Below are 26460 nucleotides of genomic sequence, written 5' to 3' on the forward strand. Positions count from 1 at the left end.
ATGATACCATCTTATATGTTATCATGTGTAATAGCTATTGAAAATGTAGAGTACGTACAAGGCATTAGACGTTTTTTTTCAAAAAAAGATGCATTTGAAAGAAGCTAAAGATCCTCACAGGTTCAGTATAAAATAAAGGTTGATAAGATTCTGTTTTCTGTAATGGAATTTTGCTCATTTGACTTTTCAAGAAAGAAGTAAGGTGACTAATTTGAGTTTTATCCAAAAAATTAAAGGGTTAAAAAATAGCAGCGTCACAAGAAGGCTCTTCCGCGCTGTTTTCGTCATACTTGGAAAACTTCCGAAAAAGAAGAAATTAATGGTGTTTGAAAGCTTTCATGCGAAACAATTTAGTGACAGTCCGCGTTCTATCTATGAATACATGAAAGAAAATCATCCGGACTACCGGCTTCTTTGGAGTGTTGACAAAAGTGCCATCCACTTATTTGAGAGTTTTAATGTGCCTTATATTCAGCGTTTTACTTTCGAGTGGTTTTGGACATTCCCACGAGCTGAATATTGGGTGAACAATGTCCGGCTGCCTCGATGGATGCCAAAACCTTCCGGTACGGTTTATCTCCAAACCTGGCATGGAACCCCTTTGAAAAAACTTGGGCTGGATATCGAGGAGATTCATATGCCCAATACGAAAACCGACTCCTATAAAAAGAATTTTGCCCTGGAATCGGAGAAATGGGACTACTTAGTTTCACCTAATCCTTATTCAACCGAGATTTTTAAGCGTGCTTTCCATTATAATGGGGAAGTTATCGAGTCGGGATATCCACGCAATGATTTGTTGACCAATCATTCGGATACACTGATCAGCAGCCTGAAGAAGGATTTAGGGATTGCTGAAGACAAGAAAGTCATGTTATATGCTCCTACGTGGAGAGATAATGAGTTTTACCAAAAAGGGAAATACAAGTTCGAGTTCCAATTTGATTTGGAAAACTGGATAAAGGAATTCGGGGACGAATGGGTGCTGCTGTCCCGCATGCACTATTTAGTTGCTGAAAACTTTGATTTCTCGGCCTATGAAGGCGTAGTCTACGATGTGTCATTATATCCGGACATCCGCGATCTTTATCTCGCTTCTGATTTGCTGATCACGGATTACTCATCCGTCTTTTTCGACTATGCTATCTTAAATCGTCCGATTATTTTCTTTATGTATGACTTGGAAAACTATCGCGACCAGCTCCGCGGTTTCTACATCGATATCGAAAAAGATGCACCTGGACCGATTGTCCAGACCGAAAAGGAATTGTTTCAGGCGATCCGGGCGATGTCTGATAGCAATGTCCAATTAAGCTCAACATTCAGTGAGTTTAAAAATCGTTTTTCTTCCTTGGAGGATGGGAAGGCAACAGAGCGGGTAGTGAATACTTTTTTGAAGTGAAGAACGTGAGTGAGAGTTAATACAGCAAAACACATTGCTGATTGTTTAATGAGATAAAAAGTGATTAAGTGAGGATACATTATGAAATCAGCTATAAAAGTTATTAAAGAGCAGTTTCAATTCTTTTATTTGGTTAAAAGGTTGTCTGTTTATGAATTACGCAGTTTAACAAGAGGCAACTATCTTGGGGCAGCATGGGAAATCATCAATCCGGCAATCCAGATACTGATTTACTGGTTCGTATTCGGTTTTGGAATCCGGCAAAGGGAAGCGGTCGGCGATATCCCTTATTTCCAGTGGATGTTTGCCGGGATACTGGTATGGTTCTTCATCAATAACAGTGTCATGAAATCATCCAAATCGATTTACAGCAAAATCAGGATGCTGTCCAAGATGAATTTTCCGATGAGCGTCATTCCGAACTATACAATCTTTGCGCAATTTTACCCGCATCTGGTATTATTAGCTCTCGGAATGGTGGTCCTGCAATTTATCGGATTCCCGATTTCCATCTATTATGTGCAGTTGCCGATTTACATCATTGGCCTGCTCGTATTTTTGTTCAGTCTCGCCCTGATTACGTCGACTTTGTCGACAATCATCCGGGATGTCCAAATGTTGCTGCAGTCGGTCATGCGGATGCTATTGTATTTGTCTCCGATTTTGTGGCCGCCGACTTTGCTGCCTGAATCGTGGCAGCCTTACATGATGCTTAATCCTTTCTACTATGTGATTGAAGGCTATCGTTACTCGTTGCTTGGGGAAGGCTGGTACTTTCTTGAGAATCCTGTCTACACCCTTTATTTCATTGGAGTAGTCGCAATTACATTCATGGTCGGTGCATATCTTCACGTGAAATTTAGAAGTCAGTTTATCGACTTTTTATAAAATTGGAAGTGAAACTGTTGGTTAATTCAGTAGAAGTTAAAAATGTCTCGAAACGCTATAAACTATATAAGAAGCAATCTGAACGGATTCTGGATCTGCTGGTTCCCTATAAAGACTATGGGGAAGATTTCTTCGCTTTGCAGAATGTCTCGTTTGATGTCGAGAAAGGCTCAATCGTTGGGCTTGTCGGCATTAACGGTTCCGGCAAATCAACTTTGGCGAATATCATCGCAGGCGTTATTCCAGCGACGAACGGCCAAGTGACGAGCGACGGCAATGTCGCATTGATCGCGGTAAATGCCGGACTGGATGGCAAGTTATCCGGCCGTGAGAATATTGAACTTAAGCTATTGATGCTTGGTTTTTCCAAAAAGGAAATTGCAGCAATGGAAGATGAAATCATTGAATTTGCGGAGTTGGAGAAATTCATCGACCAACCCGTGAAAACTTACTCCAGCGGCATGAAGTCGCGTTTGGGCTTTTCCATTTCTGTACGCGTCAACCCCGATATTCTGATTGTGGACGAAGCTCTATCAGTCGGAGATAAGGCCTTTTCAGAAAAAAGCCTTGCCAAGATGATGGAGTTCAAGGAAAAAGGCAAGACCATGTTTTTTGTCAGCCACTCGATTTCGCAGATGAAAAAATTCTGTGACCAGATCTTATGGTTGGAGTTTGGAGTGGTCAAAGAATACGGTCCCACCAAAGAAGTGATTGCCAAGTATGAAACTTTCTTGGCCGAATATAAAGCATTGTCAAAAGCGGATAAAAAGAAATACCGAACAACTGCCCTTGACCGCCAATCAAAGAAAAACACAGAATCTGCAGAAGTCCTTTGAGGATTGCTGCAGATTTTTTGTGCTCAGAATTGCTAAGAGAGGAAATTTTTTCTTGATTATTCTACAGTAGAGAAAAGGGGTGAAACGACATGATAAACAAAGAACAATTAGTTGCGACATTTTCAATTGTCGCAGCAGATCCGGAAACCGGAGAAGTGGGCGTCGCTGTCCAGTCGAAGTTTTTAGCAGTCGGATCGGTGGTTCCATGGGCAAAAGCCAATGTAGGCGCAGTTGCCACACAGTCCTGGGCGAATACCGCTTTTGGACCTGAGGGATTGGCATTATTGGAAAAAGGCTTGTCGCCTGAAGAAGTCATCGACAAGCTCGTTGCCGACGATCCAGACAGAAGTTTGCGCCAGGTGGCGGTCATCAATGCAGAAGGAGAGGCTAGTGCCTTCACTGGACATGAATGCTATGACTGGGCCGGACATATAATAGGGAAGCATCATTCCTGCCAAGGCAATATTCTGATCAGTGAAGAAACAGTCAGTGAAATGAGCCGGACATTTGAAGCGTCGGAAGGCCCATTGGCTGAACGCATGCTGAAGGCCGTCGCAGCTGCTCAACACGCAGGAGGCGACAGCAGAGGGAAACAGTCGGCTGCTGTTTATGTTGTGCAGGAAGGCGCTGGGTACGGCGGCTATAACGATGTCAAAGTGGATCTGCGGGTGGATGACCATCCCGAGCCAATCGAAGAATTGCAGCGGCTGTATGAGCTGCATAAAATGTATGCCGCCCCGTCAGAAGACAAACTGGCCATCGAAGGGGATGTGCTGAAAACGGTTGTAGAACAATTGGTGAAGCTTAGTTTATTGGGGATGGGCGACTACAACAGCTATAACGCGGAAGTGAAAGAGGCATTGAAGGCATTTGTGCTACGGGAGAACTTCGACGATCATTGGTCAGAAGAAGCGCTGATCGATGAATCGGTATTGGCATATTTGAAAAAACAATGAGTTTAGAGCCTGTTCAGGATAGCTGAGCAGGCTTTTTTTGGTGTGAGGTGCGCTTGTGAGGCTGCGAGGTGCGGTGTTGGCCGTTTGAGGTGCGCTTGTAAAGCTGCGAGGTGCGGTGTTGGACAGTTGAGGTGCGCTTAAAGCCAAATGAGGTGCGCTCACCAAAAATAAGCATGGAAAAAGGCAGCTCATGAGTGAGCTGCCTTTATTTAAAAGCTTAATCTATTTGTTTCTTACGGAACTTCGACACGACTTCGTAGACGATCGGCACAATCACCAATGTCAGTAAAGTCGAGCTGATCAATCCGCCGATAACCGTTATGCCGAGGCCTTGGGAAATTAATCCGCCGCCTCCGCCTTCCACGCCAATAGCAAGCGGAATTAAAGCTCCGATAGTTGCTAAAGCAGTCATCAGGATAGGGCGTAGACGTGTCACGCCGCCTTCAAGAAGGGCTTCGCGTGTTGTCAACCCGGCTTTTTCCATGTGGATGACGCGGTCAATCAAAACGATGGCATTTGTCACAACGATACCGATCAGCATTAAAACACCAATCAATGCGTTGACACTCAATGCTTCTCCAGTAATCCATAACGCCACAAGTACGCCGATTACCGTAAATGGCAACGAGAACAGGATAGAGAATGGAGCGAGTGCGCCTCCGAATGTAACAACCAATACAAAGTAAACGATCGCGATGGCTGCAAGCATTGCCAAGCCAAGCTGAGTGAACGATTCGTTGATCTGTTCAGTTACGCCGCCGTGGTCAGTAGTGACACCGGAAGGAAGGTCAAGCTCTGCTACCTGCTCATCGATTTCCGCAGTGATTTCCGCAGCATTGTTGCCAATAACGTCTGCAGTCAGAGATGCATACATTTGGCCATCTCTGCGGTTGATGGTATCCGGCGATTTGCCTTCTTCCACTTCCATGACTTCACCGACTGTCACAGTCGAACCAAGGGCAGTTGGAATTTCGATGGCTGTTACGTCATCAATTCCCGCGTATTCGGTTTCTTCTGTTTCGATATATACGTTCAGTTCTTTATCTTCGTTCGTAACGGTGGTCAATACAGGAGCTTCGCCAACGCTGCTTAACGCCATACCGATTTGGGCAGCAGTTAAGCCGTTTTCGCTCAAGCTTTCCTGATTAGCTACCAAAGTAAACTGATCATAAGCTTCAGTCAAGCTGGACTCTGTGTTTTCTAAACCATCGTTGTCTTCCATGAACGGCTGGATTTCATTGATGGCTGTTTGAATGTCTTCCACGCTGTCACCGTAAACGAACATTTCCAGACCGCTTGCTCCCATTGCAGCAAAGTCCAGGCTTGCCCATTCACCGGTTTCAGTAGAGCCGTTCAATTCTTCAATCAGTTTTTTGCTTTCATTTTCGAATTCGGCAAAGTTATCATCATATTCAATATAGAACAATGCGGAATTATCTCCGCCTCCGCCCATAGCTGACAACGGATTTCCGCCGCCAAGCGAGTATTGGTATGAAGTGACGCCTTCACGTCCATCAATGGAAGCTTCTGCATCAAGTGCAATGGCTTCCACGTCTTCACGTGTCTGGCCGGGTTCGGGGCTGTAAGTAGCCATGACCATTTTTTGTTCTTCTTCAGGAAGGAAACTGACGCCGATTACGGGAATCAGGAATAGGCTGGCGACAAGGACTACGGTAGCTCCTCCGAATGTGATGATTTTGTGGTTCAATGACCATTCCAAAATGCGTTTGTAGCTGGCTGCCATTTTTCCTGGCTTGTGTTCTTTTTTATTGGATTGAGGAGTATCCAGATTCTGCAATTGCTTGCGGTACATCAAATGCGCCATCATCGGAACGATGGTTACAGCAACCAGTAAAGAAGCTGATAAGGCAAAGACCACTGCGAGGGCAAATGGCAAGAACAATTCGCCAATCTGTCCGCTGACAAGGGCAAGCGGAAGGAATACCGCGATGGTGACGACGGTTGATGAGAAAATCGGAAGGAACATTTCGCTTGTTGCTTCACGAATCAATTCTTTGCCGCGCAATTTCTCACCAGGCAAGGCCATACGGCGGTAGATGTTTTCGATAACGACGATCGAGTCATCGATGACGCGGCCGATAGCTACAGTCAATGCGCCGAGTGTCATGATGTTCAAGGTAATATCCAATTGATTCAATAAGAAAATTGCCATCAATAAGGATAACGGGATCGAGATGATTGAAATCAATGTTGTCTTGAAGCTGCGAAGGAACAGCAAAATGATGACGACGGCAAATAAAATACCGAATAACGCTTTGCTGAGCATCGTTTCGACCGATTTCTCGATTGGTTCGCCTTGGTCGAATGTCGAAGAGATCGTTAAGCCATATTCTTCTTCAGCATCTGCAACGATGTCTTTGACAGCATTAACCACTTCAACGGTGTTGGCATCTGGTGATTTGATGATTGAAATACCGATCGATTCTTCACCGTTCGTACGGGAAATCGATTCCGCTTCACTCACCACTTCAATGTCAGCCAATTCGCTTAAAGCGACTGTCGGAATTGTAGTTGGAGCAGCTGGAGCTTGAGCGGCAGGATCCTGTGCGCCTGCAGCGGCACCAGGAGCGGCCGGGGCTTGTGCGCCTGCAGCGGCATCAGGGCCAGTTGGTGTTTGTGCGCCGGCAGCAGCATCAGGAGCTGGGGCTGTCGGAGCAGCAGCTTGAGGGATAGCTGGAATCTGCAGGTTTTTCAAGTCGTCGACAGTTGTAATATCGCCATCGATGACCAAGTTTTTAAGTTCTCCGTCAAAGTCCGTCAATCCTAATGGGAAAGTCAGTTTTGAACCTTGGATCAATTGCTGGATCGTTTCTTCAGTCAAGCCGTATTGTGCCAGAGCTTCCTGGTCAAAAGCCATCGTGACTTTCTGCACACGCTGACCCGATACTTGTGCATCGGATAAACCGTCTACGCCTTCAAGAGCAGGAAGGACATTGTCTTCAACGTTTGCTGTCAGTTCTTCCAGTGAGCTTCCGGAGTTGCTGATGCTCAATGTCAGAATCGGGAAGGCATCCAGGCTAAGGCGGGAAACCTCTGGTTCATTGGCTGCTTCGGGAATTGAAACTTGCGACAACGCATCTTCCAATTCGCGGGTGGCCTCGTCCATATCGACATCAAAGTCGTACTGGACTTGGATAGTGGAAGCGTTGGCTAATGATGTGGATGTCATCAGTTCGACGCCATTCATATTTTGAATCCGCTGTTCCATTGGAATCGTAACTTCTTCCATAATTTCGTCAGGCGCAGCGCCCGGGTATGTAGTGACTACAGTAACTGCAGGCAGTGTAATACTCGGAATGGATTCTTGCTTCATCGTCAAGCCTGCATAAAGGCCGGCAACGACAACCATAATGGTCAAAATCCATATCGCAAATTTGTTGTTTAAGGAAAAATCAATGATTTTTTTCAAGTTCTTAGCTCCTATTCGTTAAATGAAATATTCCAGATAGATGACTTCATTCTTAATGGAAGGATGCTGTTTCAAATAAAGCAGCAGGGCTTCAATCAAAAAATCCTGTGGTTCTGTTTGGCCGATTTGTTCTTTCAGCAAATCCAGTGAAGCCAGCAACTTATCGGGATTCGTTTCAGATGCTTTAATCTTCTCAGAGATTTGCATCAGGAGTTGCTCGATTGTTTCTGCAGGGGAATGTGCTTCAGCCAATACAGGTTCCATCGCCGCTAAATTATTTACAACGGCATCGATGGCAGCTGTGATGAAATTGGCGAGTTTGGAGATTTGCACTTGTTTCTTGTCCATCAACAAGGTGATGATGTATTGCTGCATCAGACCTTCAAGCACCGTCACCAAATCGGGAAGGAACGGCTCGATCTCCATGCCGTATGTATCCAACAAAATGGTTTTATGCAATGTGATGGTCGACTGCCGCAATTCCCCGAATAAGGCACTCAGCTTGTCACTGTCGCTGAGCGGCATGTCCTTGAACACCATCATGAAAAATTCCTGATTGGAGAGAGTGCGTTCAATTTCAATGGCCAGTTTCTTCTTGAAGACATCCTTGGAATCTGAACCAGGTACTTGCTCGTAATTGGCGATTTCCGTCGAGATTTCTTCGTGGTGCTGTTTTAGGATTTCGATGAACATGTTTTCCTTCGAATCGAAATGTTTATAAAAAGCTCCTTTGGAAATTCCAGCGGCTTGTGCCACTTCCTGAACAGAAGTTTGATGAAAGCCTTTTGAAGAAAACAGGTGCACAGCCTGTTTCATAATCTCAGTTCTTTTGTCCATTCAAGCCCTCCTAAACCAATCGGTCACATATAGTGACCGGTCAGTCACCTGTTTCAGATTATAGTTTCCACCTATTAATGTCAATTTGAAGAGCTTCGAATGATGTGACAATTTATTGTCTGGTGATGATGTAAATGACGACTTTATTGGGAATGAAGGTTTAAAAATTTTAGAACGTTTTTATATTGAAATTTCTGTACTGAATTAAAGGACTGTCAGGACGAATAGAGAATAATACAGTTATTGGCTCGATTCGTTCAAAGAGGAGAGGGTTGGATGGGGCAGAAGTATATCAGTGAACCATTTGTGGAAGAACGTGCAGAGCAGCCATATGTCGGAATTCCAATTGTGGCGGGGCTATCGGAATGGGACGAAGTCAACGGCCTGGTTGGTGAACTATTCGACTGGCTGAAGAAGAGAGGCATCAAACCGGCAGGAGCTCCATTTTTTCGATATTGGTGTATGGGAGATTCTGAGGGCAAGTACAAGATGGAAGTTGGAGTGCCGGTCAAGCGCATGGTGTCGGTAGATGAACGTGTAGTGGCAAGTTATATTCCGGGCGGTTCCTATGTAAGAGCTTTGCATAAAGGGCATCCCGATGAGTTGGAAAAATCACTTGATGCCCTGGAACAATGGGCAATACATGAAGGGTTGGACATCGATAAACGTTGGGAAGGCGAAGATGAAATATGGAACGGCCGTTTCGAATTTTACGTAACCGATCCCGAAACGGAACCCGACTTAAACAAATGGGCAATTGAAATCGCATTTCTGCTCATGCGCGACGACGCTGCATAGGCGAAATGAAAAGTACTTCTCTTTAGATTGGCATTTTTAGCCGGAATAATGAGAAGTGCTTTTTTCGATAGAGTAAAATTAGCTCATTGCAAATATGCAGTAAAAGCATTTTTCCAATGTATGTAAAACAGCCTTTTTTTTGGAGTAAGATAGAAAAAGAAGGTTCATTTAAAAAAGGAGAGATAAGATGTTTGTATCCTTTGGAATTATTGCAGCAATCGTTGGAATTGTAGCTGTCGCAAGTTATTCGGAAACACGAAAAAAGGTTAACGCGAAAAATAGAAATCGGGAATTGTTTTTGCTGACGAAGGATGAATTTGTCAAAAAACAACAGACCTTAGAATTGGATTTTGTAAAAGAGACGGATTCTGCTGCTCGAAATCATGCGCAACAGTTGGAAGATGCCTATCCACTGGATTATCAAGTGAATATCTACAATCGAATGGTTAAGGAGACAAAATATAGCCAGGAAACTATCCTGGAATTGATGTTTGAGCAGAAACGTTTTCTTCTTATGGCGTCTATTCTGAAAAAAGTGCCGATGTTCTCAAAAGCCGTAGACGAAGTGTGGCATCAGCAATTGATGTTCACCAATCAATATAAGCATTTCACAGAAAATTTTGCTGGACAATTTATTCATCATGCCCCAAATGTGGATGGTGTAGATGGAGCCGATGATAAGTTCTTGTTCGATATGATGTACAAAAAACTATTCATTGAGAAACCTTCTTCGGTCAAATCATGGGGCACTCCATTTTATGCAAACATGCCAAGCGAAGAGTTTATGGCTGAGTGGAGAGACACAGACATCGATCAACTCGAAGGCCGGTACTTTTTTGCCAGGCCTGAAACTCGGCGACTGGTTCAAGGAATGGTTCGGAGCATAAAGGAGGATATCCAGGCTGCAGGCAACAAAGGGAAATTCGAGCAGTTTCTCCAAAAGCAGACTCGCATCTCTGCAAACTCCTATCCCACACCGGGAACTGCAAATGAGCTGACGCTTCCTTACGTATTTTGGGCGGCGAACAGTGATGGCACAACGTATGCTGAATCTCTGGGAATAGCAAAAACACAAAGAAAAATCAAGCTGGATTCCGATGCGGAAAATCCAGGTTTTCTCAGCAATCTTTTGGACAGCCCTAAAAACTCAAGAGATCCTTGGTGTGCTGCTGAATCAACTGATTCTGGCGGCTCCGACAGCGGCCATTCCTGCGGAAGCAGCTGCGGCGGCGGATCTGATTGAAAGGGATAATGTTTTCTGGAAGAAAGACACCTCTCTCTGCATTGGCATATCCCAATGCAGAGAGAGGTGTCTTTCTTCTTTCAGTGCTTGTTTCTTTCACGGACGTTTGAATAATAGTAGATCATCTCGTACATACGGCTGCGCTGTTTTTGCAGGATGCCGATGGAGACATTGACTTCTGTTGAAACATTGAATTCATCGAAAATGATGCGGGTTCTGGTTGGGGCTATGGTTTCAAGGCGGTAATGGTGGTTGAAAATCCAAACGCAGTCAGGGTGATCCGGAGACTTTGTGGGATAGGCGGCCAAACCATCTTCTGAGATGAGAAGTGTTGTTTTTTTATGCTGTTTAAGATTATGCCGTGTGGCTTTTACGCGGCCTTCGTATGTAGAAGCAAACATCATACAGGCCTGATCAATCAAGGTCAAAACAGAATCGCGGGAATAAAAAATACCGTCTTTAGTGACGATTTTAGACTTTCTTTCTGTTTCGAAATAACTTTCCACAAACAACACTGATCGATCAATTAAATTCTCATCATACTTCTTCACTAGCACAAGCTCCCCTTTCTTAACACATGAAAATTCTACCATTCGCTACTTTATCAGGCAATCTATTTTTTGAAAATAAAAACTCTTTTGATAATTGTTGCGCACAAACGCTTTGTTTCCTCGAGACAAACCGTATTTTTGAACGTCAAAAGATAGAAAACAGCGATTGGCTGCTTCTTACAATCTGAACTATTCTGGATTCACCCGGGAATCGACGAACGTTCAGAAGGATAAGACGATGAAAGATTTTGAAGAAGTAGCGGTACAATATGCTCCAATGATTTCTGCTTTGATCCGAAAGCTCCATATTTACCGCGATTACGACACTTTTCGCCAAATCGGCAATATCGCCTTATGGCAAGCATGGCAGCGTTTCGAAGATTCAAAAGGAAACTTCACTCCTTTTGCTTATCGCAGCATTCAAGGAGCGATGCTGGATGAACTGAAACGGGAGACCAAAAGAAACGATCGCGGAAGCTGTACAGACAACGGTGTTAGAGAAAAAGCAGAAGAAACAGTGATAGAGGAATTACCGGAATGGCTGGAAATAAATCAATTGACTGCACATGAAAAGTGGCTCCTCGATGCTCTTTTCGTAAAAGGGTTCAGCCTTCCGGAATTGGCCGAACTTGAAAAGATTTCGCTGGCCGGAATGAAAAAGAGGCGCGAGCGGCTATTGAAAAAACTGAAGGTTACAACGCAACATCCGTTCAAACAATAGAAGACATCAGCTGGCTTCCGGATTCAGGCAGAAAGGGGTGGTAGGGAGGAACAGCGAATTGTATAATGAAGGACGCAGCAAAAAAGAAAAGGAGATGACATACATGGAAGAAATGATGACGGGCATGATCAATAACATCTTTTTCATCATCTTTCCGATTGTCGTCTATCAGATGTTTGCGACAGCAGGCCAGCGAAACTTTTTCGTCAGCCACCGTGTGACCATGACCATTCTTTTCTCGATTTCCATCATATTATGCATGGTGTTCCCTTATCAGTTTCTGACAGACCAATACATTTTTGATTTAAGGCAAGTACCTATGATCGTAGGAGCTTTGTATGGTGGACCTGTAGTTTCGGGCATCTTGTTTTTGGTTTCTTCAATTGGCCGGATAATCATCGGTGGAGACGGAATGTACATTGCCATCCTTAACCAATTTGTGATCGCAGCTGGAGTGCCGTTCCTGCGTCCACTGTATATGCGGATAAATCGCCTCGGCAAAATTGCATTAGTGTTCTGCATTTCAATTGCTTCGCTCTTGTTCAATATGTTTGCGGGCGCGTTCTTTTTTGGGGACCCACTGCATGACATTATTGGGATTTGGGTGATGCTGATGCTCAATCAAGGCACCATCATTGTCTTGACGGCTTTATTGATTGAGCATATGCAACGTCAGGAATACATGTACAATGCTATGCTGAAGCATGAAAAAATGGAGACAGTCAGCCATTTTGCCGCGGCCGTTTCCCATGAATTGCGAAACCCTTTGCAGAGCATCAAAGGCTTTATCCAGTTGATGCATGAATATGAATACAGCCGTGAAAAACAACTGGAGTTTCATCAGACCATATTAGAAGAAATCATTACGGCAGAAGATTTGATCGATGATTATTTGGTCTATGCGAAACCAACCTACGGACAACTAGAGCCGATTACGGTTTCTCCAGAAGTCCATCATGTACTAAAAATCATGGCGCCTTATGCTAATGGAAAAGATGTCATCATGCAGATGATAGAGATGGATGAACATGCAAGGATTCTGGTCGATCGGCAGAAATTCCAGCAGGCTTTGGTTAATATCATCCGAAACGGCATTGAGGCGATGCCTGAAGGAGGAACCTTGGCCGTATCCGTCAAATCGTCTCCTGCCAAAGTGTGGATCGAAGTGGCTGACGAGGGCGTCGGTATGACAAAAGAAGAAGTGAAACGCTTAGGAGAACCTTATTTTTCGAATAAAATCAAAGGAACAGGACTTGGAATGATGGTTACCTACAGCATTGTCAGCCAAATGAATGGAGAAGTTCTGGTGGATTCCGAAAAAGGAAAAGGCACTGAATTCACGCTGGAATTTCCGAATACAGCATCGGTGAGCAAATAAAAAGGAGCTGTCTGGAAAGTAAGTTTTAGGTAGTGATCCTTTAAAGTTAGAGTTTTACTTATGCAGCTAATTGGCTGGCATATGTCCGCTATTGCACCGGGCTCATGCCAGCTAATTTTTGTTTAATACGTTCGTTGTTGCAGTAGGTTATGTATTGTTCGATCTGCTGTTTTAATTCTTCGTATGATGCCAATGCTTCTCCATAATACATTTCCTGCTTCAGGAGGCCGAAGAGGTTTTCCGTGGCCGCGTTATGGGCACAGGCCTCTTTTCGGGACATGCTTTGGAAAGCAGTGAATCGAATGAAACACATGGAATCTTTTAAAAAAAGCTGCCCTTTTGTCATGAAAAATGACTTTTGGGACAGCCTTTTTTATTTATTTATTCATTAACTGCCGGACAAAAGGCAGGACGGATTGTTCTTTCAGTTTGGCTTCGAACATGATGTCCGCATCGGTTCCGCGGAGCAGGGCCAGTAATTCATTAAAGTCCGTTTCGGAAACGAGATCATGATGGCGGAGATCCGTGAATCCTTCTTTTCCTGTGCTGATATGGATTTTAGGCGTACCGTAACCTTTCCAGGTCTCAAGGATTTCAGCGTAGTCGACGGGATTCCCGTCATTATTGCAGTTATGGTGATGAATATCAAAGCAAATCGGTACTCCGCATATCTTATTGACATCCAGGACATCTCTCACTGTAAAAGTTTTATCGTCATTTTCTAGACGCAAACGCTGGCGGATGCTTGGAGACAACGCCAAATAGGCTTCCGCGAATCGTTGTTTTGCCGCTTCTTTGTCTCCATAAGCTCCTCCGGTATGGAGAATGATGTCGGAGCCCCCAAGCAATTGAATCAGTTTATCGTGGTATTCGAGATCCTCGATTGATTTCCGGACCACTTCGGGCTTCGGCGAATTGAGAACCGTGTATTGTCCGGGATGAACCGATACCCTCATGGTATTTTCTTCTACAATTGTACGGATTTCATCTGTGATCGTCAGGACATCCGAATCTTCCCACCAAATCCAATCGTTTATCGGATGGGTAGAGAGTGGAACGATTGAACTGGAAGCCCGGTAAAAGAAAATATCGTGCTCCAGATTCCACCGGAGGATTTCTAAGGTAGTCTCCAGATTTTTCATGGTCAATTCTTTTATTTTTCCTGTCCCTTCCGCTTCCGCAGTTGCGACACGCAAAGTTCTGAAGATGGTTTTCAATTCAGTGTTCATACAGGCATAACCTAATTTCATCTAAATTCAACTCCTTGCTTTTCTATACCCTTCCAGCACCGATTGCATTCCTTCCTTTCGGGTATATTATATAGAAATGATTCAATAGGAGGAATTGAAATGACTGCAGAAATCACCCGCACTGAAAAAGGTTATCTTGCCACATTTGACCGGAAGCTGTCGCATGACATCGAAAAAGTTTGGCAGATGCTGACGGATAATGACAAGATTCATCAATGGTTCGCTGGATTGCAGATAGAAGAGCCGGGAAAAGGAGGACACCTCTCGTTTGATATGGGAAACGGTCATTTTGAAAAAATGTCGATTACGGATTTTGAGACGGAAAGCCAATTGGGTTTTGAGTGGGGCGAAGACCATGTCCTGTTTGAGCTTACTCCCGAAGATGGAGAAACCCACCTGCGTATGCTGGAGAGCATTCCAGCTTTAACAGACCATACACCAAGGGATTTGGCTGGCTGGCATGTTTGTTTGGATGTTCTTGAGGCACTGCTTAATAAAGAAAGTATTGAACGGACGTTGGAGTGGGAGCATTGGTATCCCGAATACAAGCGATTGGTTGACAGCATGAGTGTTTAACGATGATTGATCGCAGCTTCTAAAGATAATACACGATGCATGAGGCAGATAGCTTTCTAAAAGCCAGCTATCTGTCTTTTATCTTTGCAATTCTTGATAACCTACCAGTTTAACAAAAATATTCTTGTTAAAATAGATAAATTCTTACTGATTTATTCCTGTACTCTACCAGTTATCCTTGTTGTTTTTACTCATTGCCGCTTGTATATTTTGTTGAAGCAGTTTCATATTTCGGTGGCAATCAATTAAAAATTCGAAGACAATGAGTTCAGTAAAATGAGGAGGTATTCAGCACATGAAAAAAAGAGGATGGGCAATTATGGCATTACTTGTGGTTTTCCTGGTAGCAGCCGGTTTTGCAGGCACAAAAGCAGCCAATGACAAGAAGTCTGCAGCAAAAGGGGAACGACATGACATTTCTGAGATTATTCCATCTAAAGCCAAATGGGAAAAGGTGGTTACAGGAGATGGCGGGTTTATGGAAGGCATCAACTTTGACCGTGACGGTAAGATTTGGATGGTCAGCCCCATGTCAGGAGAACTTTTGGCAGTGGAAGATGGAGAAGTCGAATTCGTTAAGGAATATCCAGGTCCGGTAGGAGCGAAGTTCCATAATGACGGCCGCCTGTTCATTACCGATATCAGTGGAGTGATCCACGCATACGATCCGGAAACAGGGGACAGTAAGGTGGTCATCAGCACATATCAAGGAGAACCGTTAAACGGCTTGAATGACTTGGTATTTGATCAAGATGGCGGCTTGTATTTTACGGAACCCATGGGCTCAAGTGCTACCCATCCAGTCGGACGCGTCTTTTATGTTCCTGCAGACAGTACAGAACCTGAATTATTCGCTGAAAAAATCGCCTATCCGAATGGTGTCGCAATTTCAGCGGATGGATTGCGTGTCTACATATCAGAATTCGCTAAAAATAGAGTACTTGCTATTCCAGCCAAAAATGCACCACCATCACCTGAAACTCCGTTTATTTTCGGACAGTACGAAGGAGGAATCGGTCCCGATGGTTTAGCTGTTGATGACAAAGGAAATTTGTATATCGCACATTTCCAGGCTGGTGAAATTGTCGTTCAAGATGCAAGCGGATTTAGTTATGGCACAATTCGTCTTCCGGAAGGCGCAGGAACCTTCACAACGAATCTGACATTCCAGGACGGTTATCTGTATGTCACTGAATCCTCCAAAAATGAAGTATGGCGAATTCAAGTGAAAGAAAACGGATTGCCATTGTACGGAGCGCAATAAAGAATTTCAACCAACGGTGAGTTGCTAATTCTTATCAAAACCGATCAGTAGCTGATTCAGAAATGCGTATAACGTAAAGCCGAATAGAAACTGCTGAACAAATTTACGAACCAGAAAAGTAAAAGAAACCCGGCATCCTTTCAAAATAAGGTTGCCGGGTTTCTGTATATTTCAACCGAAATCTGTTACTGGGTTTTCTGCTCAATTTTGAATTCAAAAAAACTGTCTTCCTGAAATTTGCCTTTTTCGTAATTTCGTTCTGCAAAGGTAAGCGTGCCATCATGCGAAAACAAGACTACGGTTGCAGCGCGTGTTCCGTAATCAGGTGTTTGAATGAACATAGGAGACAGCATACGTTCCAAATCCAAACCAACTCCAGTGTCTGGAAGATGCGTATCGGGTGCATGTTCCGTATCAGATAGAATGGCGAAAAGCTCTTCCAAATCCGCTTCTTTGGATTGTGCCATATAAGAAGACAGCTTTTCCTTTCCTTTTGTCACTTTTGGCCAAGGCGTATTAAGAAAATGGTTGCTGAGTCCATGAGTTCCAGGAGGAATTTCGTAAGACTCATGCTGAATATTGTTGTAATAAAGCAATCGGTCAGAATCGCCTAAAATAATATTGAACCCAGCGTATTGTGTTGGATCGATGGACGTTACATAATCTTTAGAAGAATCGGTACTGGCTAAAAAGTTTTTGACTACTGCGCCTCTCGATATGGCGCCTGCTTCGAGATTGGTTGGATCCCGAAAATTTGTCAAAGCTGCAAAACGTCCATGTTTGGTAACTCCCAGCCATGTGCCCATTCCAGTCAAGTCGCGGCCAGCTAAAATATGGGGCTCGTCATCCCAGAAACGGGCAGATGCAGCGGGACGGCCGTAAAACTCGTCTCGATTTGCAGCAACAATCAGTTTGTATTTAGGGTGGTTCCGAAACTGTAGGTTGATCAGACACATAACTTATCCCCTTTGTTATTTTTATCCGCCAGTAAAGCTTCCGCTGCCCGGAAAGTGCACCAGCCTTAAAAGTCCGATTGGAACAACTTTACTCAATGGCCAGTGACTGTTGTGTAAAGTTTCTCTCATTATATACAATGAATGGGCACGTTAACAGAAAGAGGTACCGGCATTTAAAATTATTTTATCAAGAAAATGGGATGGGTAGAAATTGAAATGGACATTCATCATCTATAAAAGTTATTGCGCAGATTGACCTATTTTTTAAAAAGATATTAGTTCTAAAGTTTTAAACGGAAGTATTTTCTGCTACACTGTTAAAAGAGTTTTTACTATAGTTGGAGAGCTTAAAGAGGATCAGGAGGATGGACATAATGAACGAAGCAGCTTCATTGTCTTTTGCACAGGTATTGATGGAAGGCATTAAAGAAATGGTGTTTGTCATAAAAGTTGTTGAGGAGGATTCTTTCATTTATGAATTTTTTAATACGGCAGTGATGGAAAAAACCTCTTTGACTTCTCTTTCGATTGGCAGGACGTTTCATGAAGTTCATTCTTCAAAGCTGGCGAGTTTTTTACAGGAAAAGTATAGGGAAGCAGTCCAAAGCAGACAATGTGTGGTCTATGAAGATTCTTTCTATTCTGCTGGGAAGCAACTATTTTATTCGAAAACCCATCTGACTCCACTTTTCGATGAGACAGGAAAATGTACTCATATTGTAAGTTTAGTAAAAGACATAACAGATGAAAAAGCAACTGAATTGAAAAACAATGGAATACGTGAACGCTTGGAAGAAAATAGTGCCCGATACAGGGCTTTATACGAAAGCAATGCAGGTGCAATTTTTACAGTGGATTTAAAAGGCGATATTACCGGTGGGAATCCGACAGCCCAACAGTTAAGTGGCTACTTGATGAAGGAGATAGTTGGAAGAAACTTTGTTGATTTTGTTTTTTCAGAAGACCGACTACTTGCACAACAGCATTTTCTGGCTGCTGTCGAGGGTGAATTTAAAGACGTGCGCCTGAACTTCACTTCGAAATCTGCGGAAATTATGGGTTGTTTGATTAAATTTATTCCAATTAGTCCGAAAGGTAAAATTACTGGCTTTTATATGGTTGTCAAAGATATGACAGAATTGGATAAAGTGGCAAGCCTTTATGAAGCTGGGGAAAAGAACTTTCAGATCATTGCGGAAAACGTTCATGATGTCATTGTATTGATGGATCATCAAAAAGCTTATCTATATTTGTCTCCTTCTATTGAAAGCATATATGGCTATCAGGCAAGCCACATTATCGGCCAAAAGCCATTTTATAATGTCCATCCGGAAGATGTGCCGGCTATAACACTGGCCTTTGATGAAGCCGCAAAGAGCGGTACCACTTATCTGCTGCAGCTTCGCCTTTTGCATAAAGACAGAGGATGGGTGTGGTCGGAACTAAACGGTACTCCTGTATATGATGAGAAAAAGCGGTTCAAGCACATGGTGATGGTTGCGCGGGATATCTCCCTGCAAAAAGAATATGAGAATCAACTGATGCATTTTGCTTATTTCGATTCTTTGACTGAACTGCCCAATCGCCGTTATTTTCAGGAATATGCAGCAGAGCAAATGGAAATCCATGATAAAACGCAAAAAAGTTTAGCAGTGATGATTCTGGACATTGATGATTTTAAAGAAATCAACGATCAATGGGGCCATGAAATTGGTGATGCAGTTATCCAGGAATTTGGTTATCGGTTGAGCACCTGCATCCATAGAGCGAATATGGCTGCCCGTCTGGGTGGGGATGAGTTTGTGGTTTTAGTAGCAAATGCAGAAGGACAGGAACAAGTGGCTAATGTGGCTGCCAGCATTTATCAAACAATGGAAAAACCTTTTAATGTGAAGGATTTATCCTTACAGGTTTCCATCAGTATGGGAATCGCCTTTTCATTGGATGAAAAAATAACAATTTCAGCCATGATGAAACGGGCGGACATGGCAATGTATAAAGCAAAAAGTCAGGAAAAAAATTCATTTCAAATAAGCCAAACATGAGCAGCCTTTGCTCATGTTTTTTTATGATGAAATAATAAAGGGTTAAATTAAGTAAAATTATTGGTAAAATTAGTAGATGATAGACAATGTTTGAATTTTCGGAATTAAAATGAGTTTTCTTTTTCTAAGGAAAATGTTATGATTCTGTTAAATCATACATCCTATTAAAAATCCATAAATTGGTTTCTATACTAATTAAATTTACCTTAAGAGATGATACAAACGTGCATAATTAACTATAGATTTGCTGGAGTCGGCAATGGTCAAGGAATTTATTGATTTATCTCTCTTCTCTGTCCACTGGCCGTAAAAGCCCGATTGGATGGACTAACACTCAATGGGGAAAAAACTTCCACTGAGTGAAGTTTCTCTTTACCCCGCATTAACGGTCAGTAAGACTTCCGCTTCGCGAAAGGTCTACTGGCCGTAAAAGCCCGATTGGATGGACTAACACTCAGTGGGGAAAACTTCCACTGAGTGAAGTTTCTCTTTACTGAATAACTGAGGTGAAAAAGATGAAAGAGTCCTTAATGAAAATTTTTATGGTCATCAGCCTGATCTGCATATTGGGAATCTCTTTCTTTTTTTACAGCAGTCAATATACAATCGCAGTTGACAGTGAAACAGAAACGATCTATTTGAGTTCTGATGTGGATGAACTTTTATTGACGGATGAACTTCGGATTTTAAAAGACTTGGAAGGCGATTTGCGGATTGATGATCTAGTGGTGCCCCCTTACAGTTGGAAGTTTATTTCAAATGAAGAAGAAGTGCCGAATGGCGGGTTGGCTAAAGATGTGTATTGGTTGAGCTTTACGGTGAAAAGCCAGTCAGAGGATCGGGACTGGTTGCTGGAATTGGCAAATCCATCTATTGATGAAGCCATTCTTTACTCGCCGGTTCCGACGGATGAATACACTAGTGAAAAAATTGAAAAAGGCATTTCAAGATCAACAGAAACACATCCTCATCATCATTTAATTTTCGACTTGAATTTGTCGGAGGCGGAAGCAAGTACATACTTTTTGCGTGTGGAGTCAAAAGGTGCTAAGTACATGCCATTGACGATTTGGGAACACGGTGCATTTGAAGAGCATTCCCGGCAAATCACTGCCTGGATCGGGCTATTCAGCGGAGTAAGCCTCATCTTTTTTTGGTGCTGCATCCAGTGGTTTCTCAAATATAGACAAAAAAACTTTCTGTATCTCCTGTTGTTGTCTGTGTCATTTATTTTAGTATCTTCAACTTGGTCCAATTTCAGTTTTGCCTACATATGGTCAAACTTGGAATGGTGGAACAGACAAACTGTCTCCGTATTGATTGGAGCAGCCAGTATTCTGTTATTGGTTGTTACGCGTGAACTGTTTGCAGAAAGACTCAAAGCCTCTCGCTATTTCACTATTATTAAAGCAATGATAGTTTTAGCCTTGTCTTCAATAGTGCTTTCATTCTTTTTCTATCCCATCGCTGCATTGCTGCTGTATGTAGTGGCTCTTCTGTCTGCCGGTGTTTCTTTTTCAATCGCTTTTTATGCTTGGAACGAAGGGGAACGATATGCCGGCCAGTATGCGGTTGCTCAATCTTTTTTGGCAGTGGCTGTTTCAACGGCCTTTTTAACTGCCGCTGCGATTATTCCTTATTTGAATATCCTCCATTATTCAATTTATTTCTTTAGTGGAATGGGTCTCTTATATGCAGCTAAGGCATTGCTCGAGAAAGAACATATTGGTTTTAAAAAATTAGGGGAACTGGAGTGCCAGAAAAATGATCGGCAACAGTTAGAAGCGGAAACGCTGAAACATGCTAATAAGCAAAAAGATGAGCCGTTGGCATATACATCGGCAGGCCTGAAAATACCTCTTGAGGACAGGGATGGAATTGCACGATCCCTTCAAGAAACGACGGAAGGGACAAAGTCTTTTGCAACGGCGAGTCAATTGAATGAATGGGTGACAAGTGGAGAAAATATGGCACATTTGGTCAATAGCGTTGAGGATCTTTCCAAAAAGAAGAGAGATTCTGAAACGGGGCAAGTTGAAGCAGGTATTAGGGAGCTTTCTGTTTCCAAATTGGCGGCTTCCATATTGAAACAGCAAGAAACAAAACAGACGTTGAATATCCTTGTTATTGATTCGAAAGAGACCAACCGGTTGGCACTTTTGCAGCAATTGGGTTCAGGTGGTTACCGAGGAATTGGCGCAGAAGATGGCCAAACTGCTTTGCGCATATTGGCAGAAAGTGCAGTCGATCTGATTGTAATGGATGGCAATCTGGACGATGTAACAAGTGACGAGTTATGCCGACAGATCCGCAGCGACTTTACATTGACGGAGTTGCCGATTTTGATGTTATCGGATGAAGATGGACTAGGTAAGAAAAAGGATGCTTTCAAAGCGGGTGCCAACGATTTTCTGGTGAAGCCTTGTGACAAAGAAGAGTTTATGCTGCGTGTTGAGACATTGGCGAATATGCGCAGACTGACACAGGAAATGGCCAACTTGAATCATTTTCTGGAACGCAATGTCCAGGAAAGGTCAATGGCATTGGAAGTCACCAATAAAAATTTACTGACAGTCAATGATGAAATTCAGGAAATTGAGAAATCCAGAAACGAAATGCTGTCTGCAATTTCACATGAACTGGGTACACCCATTACACTGATCCATAGCTATATCCAAGCGGTTAAGGAAAGTTTGATTGAAGAAAACAATCCGCGCTATTTGGATATGATCCATAAAAAACTATTGCTTTTGGAACGCCTGACAGAAGATCTTGTAGAACTGACGAAATACAAGTCTGGCAATATGACCTTGCGATTCGAGCAACATGAACTGCAGCCATGGACAGAGCGGCTCGTCGATTCGTTGGCATCTGATGTCATTCAAAGCGGGCGGGAATTCAAATTCCACGGCACAGAAAATCTGGATGGAATCAATCAAGCTTATCTTGCGATCGACTTGGACCGGATTGATCAGGTCATTTCCAATATTCTCTGGAATGCCGTTAAGCATACGTCTTCAGAAGAAGGGCGGATTGAGCTGTCTCTGGAGCTGCTTGCCCAAAACAATGATCATGCTTTATTGGCTGAAGAGGATTTTGATGGAGAACTGGTCATTCGGATTTCTGATAACGGGCGGGGCATCAAGAAAGAGGCATTGCCGCATATATTTGACCGGTTTTACAAAATCGATAGTTCTACGAGCTACAAAGGGAGCGGGCTTGGGCTCGCAATTGCTAAAGAAATCATTTTGGCCCATAAAGGGCAGATATGGGCGGACAGCAAAGAAGGCAAAGGGAGTGTTCTGATTATTGTATTGCCGCTGGTTCTGCATTAACGAACAGGAGGAAAACAGATGACTGCTGCTACAGTGTTGATTGTCGAGGATGATGAAGGAATACGCGAATTGATGCGATTGTTCTTGCTGAAGAAAGGGTATGGCGTCATTCAGGCTGAAAATGGTCTACAGGCTTTGGATATGCTGGAAAGCGAGAGGCCGGACCTGATTTTGCTGGACGTGGAAATGCCGGGCATGAATGGTTTGGAAGTATGTGAGAAAATCCGCTTGAAAACGACTTTGCCGATTTTGTTCGTCAGCTATCGTAAAGAGCTGGTCTATAAAATTCAGGGATTGGAAGCGGGCGGCGACGATTACATCACCAAGCCGTTTGATTTCAACGAACTGGAAGCCCGTATACGTGCCATTCTGCGAAGAAACGGCTGGAAGAACGATGAGGAAGACGGGCTGACAATCCTGAAATATAAAGATCTGCATATTCATGTGGATGCGCGCGAATTGTATATAGAAGGCGCTCAGGTAAAGCTTTACCATAAAGAATTTCAATTGCTGCTGCTATTGGCCCAAACGCCAAACCGTGTATGGACGGCAGAGCAGTTATATGACCAGGTATGGGGCTATTATTCAGAAGGTGATGTGCAGACAGTCAAAGTCCATATCAGCAACTTGAGGAGAAAGATTGAGAAAGATCCTGCTAACCCGGTTTATATCCAGACGGTTAGAGGGTTCGGCTACAAATTCATATGGGAATGAAAAGCATTCGGCTGTTACTGGCTGAATGCTTTTTATTTTGCCGTTTAAGTGGCAGGGGCAAAGAGCGTTAATTTGTTGGCTGCAACAGTACAATGGCTTTTAAGTTATTTTATAGTCTTTTAAGCCTTATTTAAAATAGTGCCCTGTGATTAATAACCTGGTTTATTCCCTTATTTATTATTTTACTGGTTATTGATTATCTGAATCGGTTCTTAATGCCTTTATTTTTTAAAGTTTTCTCTTTTATTAGAATTTTTAGATTACTTAACTTGTTTTTAACCTTCGAGTTTTACGATGAAAATAACAAAGGATAAACCTTAGGAGGATTTGATTATGGAAAGCACATTCAATTTGAATAAATTCCTGAAAGCAATGGCAAAAAGAAAAATGTTGATCATCCTAGTGACACTGGCTTTTATTGTTATTAGTGCGGTTGCCAGTTATACCGTGATGAAACCGGTCTATCAGGCGACAACGCAGATTTTAATCAACCAAAACACAGCAAGCAGCCAGGATTTCGATAGTCTGGATATCGACACCAATCTTCAATTGATCGGAACCTATAATGTCATTATCAAAAGCCCTGCGATTCTAGCCAATGTCATCGAGGAGTTACAGTTGAAAGATACGATTTCCTCCTTAACGGAACGCATTACGGTCAATAACATCGAAAGCTCACAAGTCGTTACCTTATCAGTGGAAGATTCTTCGATGGAACAGGCTGTGTTGATTGCGAATACAACAGCACAGGTCTTCCAAAAGGAAATCCAAACGATGATGAATGTGGACAACGTCAGTGTTCTTGCTGCAGCAGAAACTGCTGCAAACCCAAAACCGATTCGCCCGGACCCTGTTTTTAACATGGCAATCGGAGCGGTGGCCGGACTGGTTTTCGGTATGGCCATCACGCTGATCCTGGATCAATTGAATACAACGGTCCGAACAGAAGAAGATATTGAAGAAATTCAGGGGCTTCAAGTTTTGGGGATTGTCAGTCCTGTAGACAGCAATTTGAAAATGGAAAAACCATTAAATCTAACAGAGAGATTGGAGAAGGATATACATGCAGGCAATGAACAAGACAAAAAGGTTAATGCCGCGAAAATTGGTGGCTCGTACTAATCCACAATCGATTACTGCTGAACAATACCGAACGATTCGGACCAATATCAATTTCTCGACACCTGGTTTGGATTCGAAAGTCATCTTGTTCACATCTGCTTCAAAAGAAGAAGGGAAATCGACAACAGCGGCAAATATGGCAATCGTATTTGCCGAAACCGGAAAAAGAGTCTTGTTGATCGATGCCGATATGCGGCGGCCGACTTTGTACCGGACGTTCCAATTAGGGAACAACACCGGCCTGTCTAATCTCTTGCTGAGAAAAGGGCAGTTGAAACATTCGGTAAAAGCGAGTGGGGTTCCAAACTTGGATTTGCTGATGAGCGGACAAATTCCGCCAAACCCGGCGGAATTGCTGGAGTCCGATGCATTGGAGGAGTTGCTGGAAGAAATGCGCGGTCAGTACGATTATATCCTTTTTGATTCACCGCCGATCCTGTCAGTAACCGACTCCAAGATTTTAGCGAATAAATGCGATGGCACAGTTTTGGTAGTGAATACAGGGAAATCAGAGAAAGTCAGCGTTGAAAAAGCTCGTGACTCTTTGGCTACAGCGAAAGCATTCATTCTCGGAGTTGTCCTGAACAATTATCCGCTCAACAAGGAAAACTATTATTACCATAATTACAACGACTAAGCTGTTGATCCGAAAAGAAAGGGCGAGCGTAAATGGAGATGTACAAACATCGTGCACTTGAAATTCTTCATCGTTCACTGATCCCTTTCCTTGTTGTTTTTCGCCAATTTCGTATCTTTGTTTCGAATGGATTTGAAAGTATTGAAGAAAAGCTGGAACTGGTAGCTTTGCCGACAGCTTCACATCTGACTGGAAAAAGCGTTTTGGTTACTGGAGCAGGGGGATTTGTCGGCTCCAAAATTGCCCGTCAGCTGATTCAATATCAGCCTTCCTGCATTCTGCTGCTTGGACATGGACCGCAATCCATTTATTCAGTTGAATATGAGCTAAGAAAGTTGATGGTAGGGAATATTGAAATCATACCGATTGTTCTGGATGTTCAAGATAAAAAAAAGATCTATTCCATTATTGGGCGCTACAAGCCAGACATCATCTACCATACAGATGGGCACCGGCAACTAGATATAACAGAAGACGATTCATCTATCACTCTACATGGGGCTGTCTTTGCTGCCAATAACATTGCGGAAGCTGCTAACCGTTACCAAATTAAGCGTTTTGTGATGATTTCTACTGAGTTGGCTGAAAAGCCGCGAAATCTCATGGAAGCTGAAAAACGCTTGTCTGAAATGGTTGTTGAGAGTATTTCATTGACCAGTTTGACTCGGTACATCATTGTGCGTTTGCCGGAAGATGGAATGTCTGCTAAGTCGAAGAAGCTTTATAGTCCGAGTGACACAAAAATAGCAGATGCTCAGCTGGTGCAGCGTATTCTGCAAACGGACAGCCAAGCGCCAGCATCTGATTTATACGGCTTGAAGAAGACCGATTCAAGCCCATCTAGAGGACTTAGCCAAATTGAAATGGCCAGATTCCTGAAACAATTGAAAACAGCCACGGAGAATGAAGCGCGTCAGTTGGTCATATCTTTTCTGAAGCGTTAAACACGAAAGGGTGAAATTAATGGAGCCAGAAAAACATCACAATGAATTTCGTTTTGAAGAAGAGTTGCGTGAATTAGGTAGGGATCTGACGTTTCAAAATGACGATATGATCAAGCAGCATCCTTTTTTAAATAAGATTTATCCGTATGCACTGAATACCATCCACTTGGTCACGTATTGTGAAAACAATACAATTTCATTGTTGTCGGCTAGTCTGGAAATCGGCACGGTTGAAAGCGTCAGTGGATTTGCCGATGAAATTGGCGGCATTTCCTGCGGAGTGGACCATCAAGGGAATTTAAAGCCATATGCTTATGATCTGAATACATTGGAGAAAATTAATAAGCATCCACAAACACGTTTTGTGTTTGCGGGCAGCCAAATTCCTCATTTTGACAGGCTAAAGTCTTTTGCCATCAATTTGCATATCGACAATAAAGCCGATGACGTAATTTCTTGGAAGCTGGCCTTAAATGCTAAAGGTCAGCCAATTTTAATCACTTCTCTAAAAGAAAAAGAAAACTTGCTCTAACTGCCTAATAAACAGAACTGATTTCAGTCAGGAATAAGAAGCGAG

The 26460-nt window shown here is 43.0% G+C and carries 22 protein-coding genes and 1 pseudogene; 17 read left to right on the top strand and 6 right to left on the bottom strand.

Annotated features, from left to right (window positions below):
* Positions 1-202: 202 nt before the first annotated feature.
* From QMA04_RS04835 to QMA04_RS04850, 4 genes are all read left to right on the top strand, one after another.
* Positions 203-1402, top strand: coding sequence for a CDP-glycerol glycerophosphotransferase family protein (locus tag QMA04_RS04835; RefSeq protein ID WP_290184279.1), 1200 nt, complete (start codon positions 203-205; stop codon positions 1400-1402).
* Between the two features lie 81 nt (positions 1403-1483).
* Complete coding sequence (locus tag QMA04_RS04840; protein WP_203339222.1) at positions 1484-2290, top strand: ABC transporter permease; 807 nt, start codon at positions 1484-1486, stop codon at positions 2288-2290.
* Positions 2291-2307: 17 nt separating this feature from the next.
* Positions 2308-3126 carry a teichoic acids export ABC transporter ATP-binding subunit TagH gene (gene tagH, locus QMA04_RS04845; protein ID WP_290184283.1) on the top strand — a complete coding sequence of 273 codons (819 nt, stop codon included), beginning with the start codon at positions 2308-2310 and terminating at the stop codon, positions 3124-3126.
* 89 nt (positions 3127-3215) lie between these two features.
* Positions 3216-4082, top strand: coding sequence for a DUF1028 domain-containing protein (locus QMA04_RS04850; protein WP_290184285.1), 867 nt, complete (start codon positions 3216-3218; stop codon positions 4080-4082).
* A 217-nt stretch (positions 4083-4299) separates the two neighbouring features.
* Here the strand turns inward: QMA04_RS04850 and QMA04_RS04855 are convergent, their stop codons facing one another.
* Positions 4300-7512, bottom strand: a complete 3213-nt coding sequence (locus QMA04_RS04855) for an efflux RND transporter permease subunit (RefSeq protein WP_290184287.1) — start codon at positions 7510-7512, stop codon at positions 4300-4302.
* A gap of 18 nt (positions 7513-7530) precedes the next feature.
* Positions 7531-8349, bottom strand: coding sequence for a TetR/AcrR family transcriptional regulator (locus QMA04_RS04860; RefSeq protein WP_290184288.1), 819 nt, complete (start codon positions 8347-8349; stop codon positions 7531-7533).
* Between the two features lie 276 nt (positions 8350-8625).
* On the opposite strand from QMA04_RS04860, the gene QMA04_RS04865 reads away from it, so the two are divergent.
* Both QMA04_RS04865 and QMA04_RS04870 read left to right on the top strand, forming a co-directional pair.
* On the top strand, positions 8626-9147 hold the full coding sequence (locus tag QMA04_RS04865) for a GyrI-like domain-containing protein (protein ID WP_290184289.1): 522 nt from the start codon (positions 8626-8628) through the stop codon (positions 9145-9147).
* Positions 9148-9334: 187 nt separating this feature from the next.
* A complete protein-coding gene (locus QMA04_RS04870; protein WP_290184290.1) occupies positions 9335-10390 on the top strand; it encodes a glycine-rich domain-containing protein in 1056 nt (351 codons plus the stop codon).
* Between the two features lie 80 nt (positions 10391-10470).
* On the opposite strand, the gene QMA04_RS04875 is transcribed toward QMA04_RS04870, so the two are convergent.
* Positions 10471-10941, bottom strand: coding sequence for a competence protein ComK (locus tag QMA04_RS04875; protein ID WP_290184291.1), 471 nt, complete (start codon positions 10939-10941; stop codon positions 10471-10473).
* Between the two features lie 238 nt (positions 10942-11179).
* On the opposite strand from QMA04_RS04875, the gene QMA04_RS04880 reads away from it, so the two are divergent.
* The gene (locus tag QMA04_RS04880) at positions 11180-11662 is read left to right on the top strand and encodes a sigma-70 family RNA polymerase sigma factor (RefSeq protein ID WP_290184292.1); all 483 of its coding nucleotides are present in this window, start codon (positions 11180-11182) and stop codon (positions 11660-11662) included.
* 58 nt (positions 11663-11720) lie between these two features.
* Positions 11721-13040 carry an ATP-binding protein gene (locus QMA04_RS04885; protein ID WP_290184294.1) on the top strand — a complete coding sequence of 440 codons (1320 nt, stop codon included), beginning with the start codon at positions 11721-11723 and terminating at the stop codon, positions 13038-13040.
* Between the two features lie 88 nt (positions 13041-13128).
* On the opposite strand, the pseudogene QMA04_RS04890 reads toward QMA04_RS04885, so the two are convergent.
* Positions 13129-13329 (bottom strand): annotated as a pseudogene (locus QMA04_RS04890) (IS3 family transposase); the annotation flags it as partial.
* 88 nt (positions 13330-13417) lie between these two features.
* Complete coding sequence (gene uvsE, locus QMA04_RS04895) at positions 13418-14290, bottom strand: UV DNA damage repair endonuclease UvsE (protein ID WP_290184295.1); 873 nt, start codon at positions 14288-14290, stop codon at positions 13418-13420.
* Between the two features lie 99 nt (positions 14291-14389).
* Here uvsE and QMA04_RS04900 point away from each other — a divergent pair, with 99 nt between their 5' ends.
* Together QMA04_RS04900 and QMA04_RS04905 are read left to right on the top strand one after the other, a co-directional pair.
* Entirely contained in the window at positions 14390-14866 is a 477-nt protein-coding gene (locus tag QMA04_RS04900; RefSeq protein ID WP_290184296.1) for an SRPBCC family protein, read from the top strand.
* A gap of 295 nt (positions 14867-15161) precedes the next feature.
* Complete coding sequence (locus tag QMA04_RS04905; RefSeq protein WP_290184298.1) at positions 15162-16130, top strand: SMP-30/gluconolactonase/LRE family protein; 969 nt, start codon at positions 15162-15164, stop codon at positions 16128-16130.
* A gap of 185 nt (positions 16131-16315) precedes the next feature.
* Here the strand turns inward: QMA04_RS04905 and QMA04_RS04910 are convergent, their stop codons facing one another.
* Positions 16316-17086 carry an NRDE family protein gene (locus QMA04_RS04910; protein ID WP_290184299.1) on the bottom strand — a complete coding sequence of 257 codons (771 nt, stop codon included), beginning with the start codon at positions 17084-17086 and terminating at the stop codon, positions 16316-16318.
* 374 nt (positions 17087-17460) lie between these two features.
* Here QMA04_RS04910 and QMA04_RS04915 point away from each other — a divergent pair, with 374 nt between their 5' ends.
* The 7 genes from QMA04_RS04915 to QMA04_RS04945 all read left to right on the top strand — a co-directional run bounded on the left by QMA04_RS04915 (position 17461) and on the right by QMA04_RS04945 (position 26415).
* A complete protein-coding gene (locus QMA04_RS04915) occupies positions 17461-19131 on the top strand; it encodes a sensor domain-containing protein (RefSeq protein ID WP_290184301.1) in 1671 nt (556 codons plus the stop codon).
* A gap of 530 nt (positions 19132-19661) precedes the next feature.
* The gene (locus tag QMA04_RS04920; protein WP_290184303.1) at positions 19662-22466 is read left to right on the top strand and encodes an ATP-binding protein; all 2805 of its coding nucleotides are present in this window, start codon (positions 19662-19664) and stop codon (positions 22464-22466) included.
* Positions 22467-22484: 18 nt separating this feature from the next.
* Positions 22485-23180: a response regulator transcription factor gene (locus QMA04_RS04925; protein ID WP_191713768.1), complete on the top strand. Its 696-nt coding sequence runs from the start codon at positions 22485-22487 to the stop codon at positions 23178-23180.
* 333 nt (positions 23181-23513) lie between these two features.
* The gene (locus QMA04_RS04930) at positions 23514-24302 is read left to right on the top strand and encodes a YveK family protein (protein WP_203339237.1); all 789 of its coding nucleotides are present in this window, start codon (positions 23514-23516) and stop codon (positions 24300-24302) included.
* The gene (locus QMA04_RS04935; RefSeq protein ID WP_290184307.1) at positions 24244-24939 is read left to right on the top strand and encodes a CpsD/CapB family tyrosine-protein kinase; all 696 of its coding nucleotides are present in this window, start codon (positions 24244-24246) and stop codon (positions 24937-24939) included. The genes QMA04_RS04930 and QMA04_RS04935 overlap by 59 nt, the downstream gene beginning before the upstream one ends.
* Positions 24940-24971: 32 nt before the next feature.
* Positions 24972-25883, top strand: a complete 912-nt coding sequence (locus QMA04_RS04940; protein ID WP_290184309.1) for a polysaccharide biosynthesis protein — start codon at positions 24972-24974, stop codon at positions 25881-25883.
* Between the two features lie 19 nt (positions 25884-25902).
* Positions 25903-26415 (top strand): sugar-transfer associated ATP-grasp domain-containing protein, encoded by a 513-nt coding sequence (locus tag QMA04_RS04945; RefSeq protein ID WP_203339239.1) that lies wholly within the window; start codon positions 25903-25905, stop codon positions 26413-26415.
* Positions 26416-26460 lie beyond the last annotated feature (45 nt).

This window comes from Planococcus sp. APC 3900 (genome assembly GCF_030407735.1).
In the GTDB taxonomy this organism is placed as follows: Bacteria; Bacillota; Bacilli; order Bacillales_A; family Planococcaceae; genus Planococcus; species Planococcus notacanthi.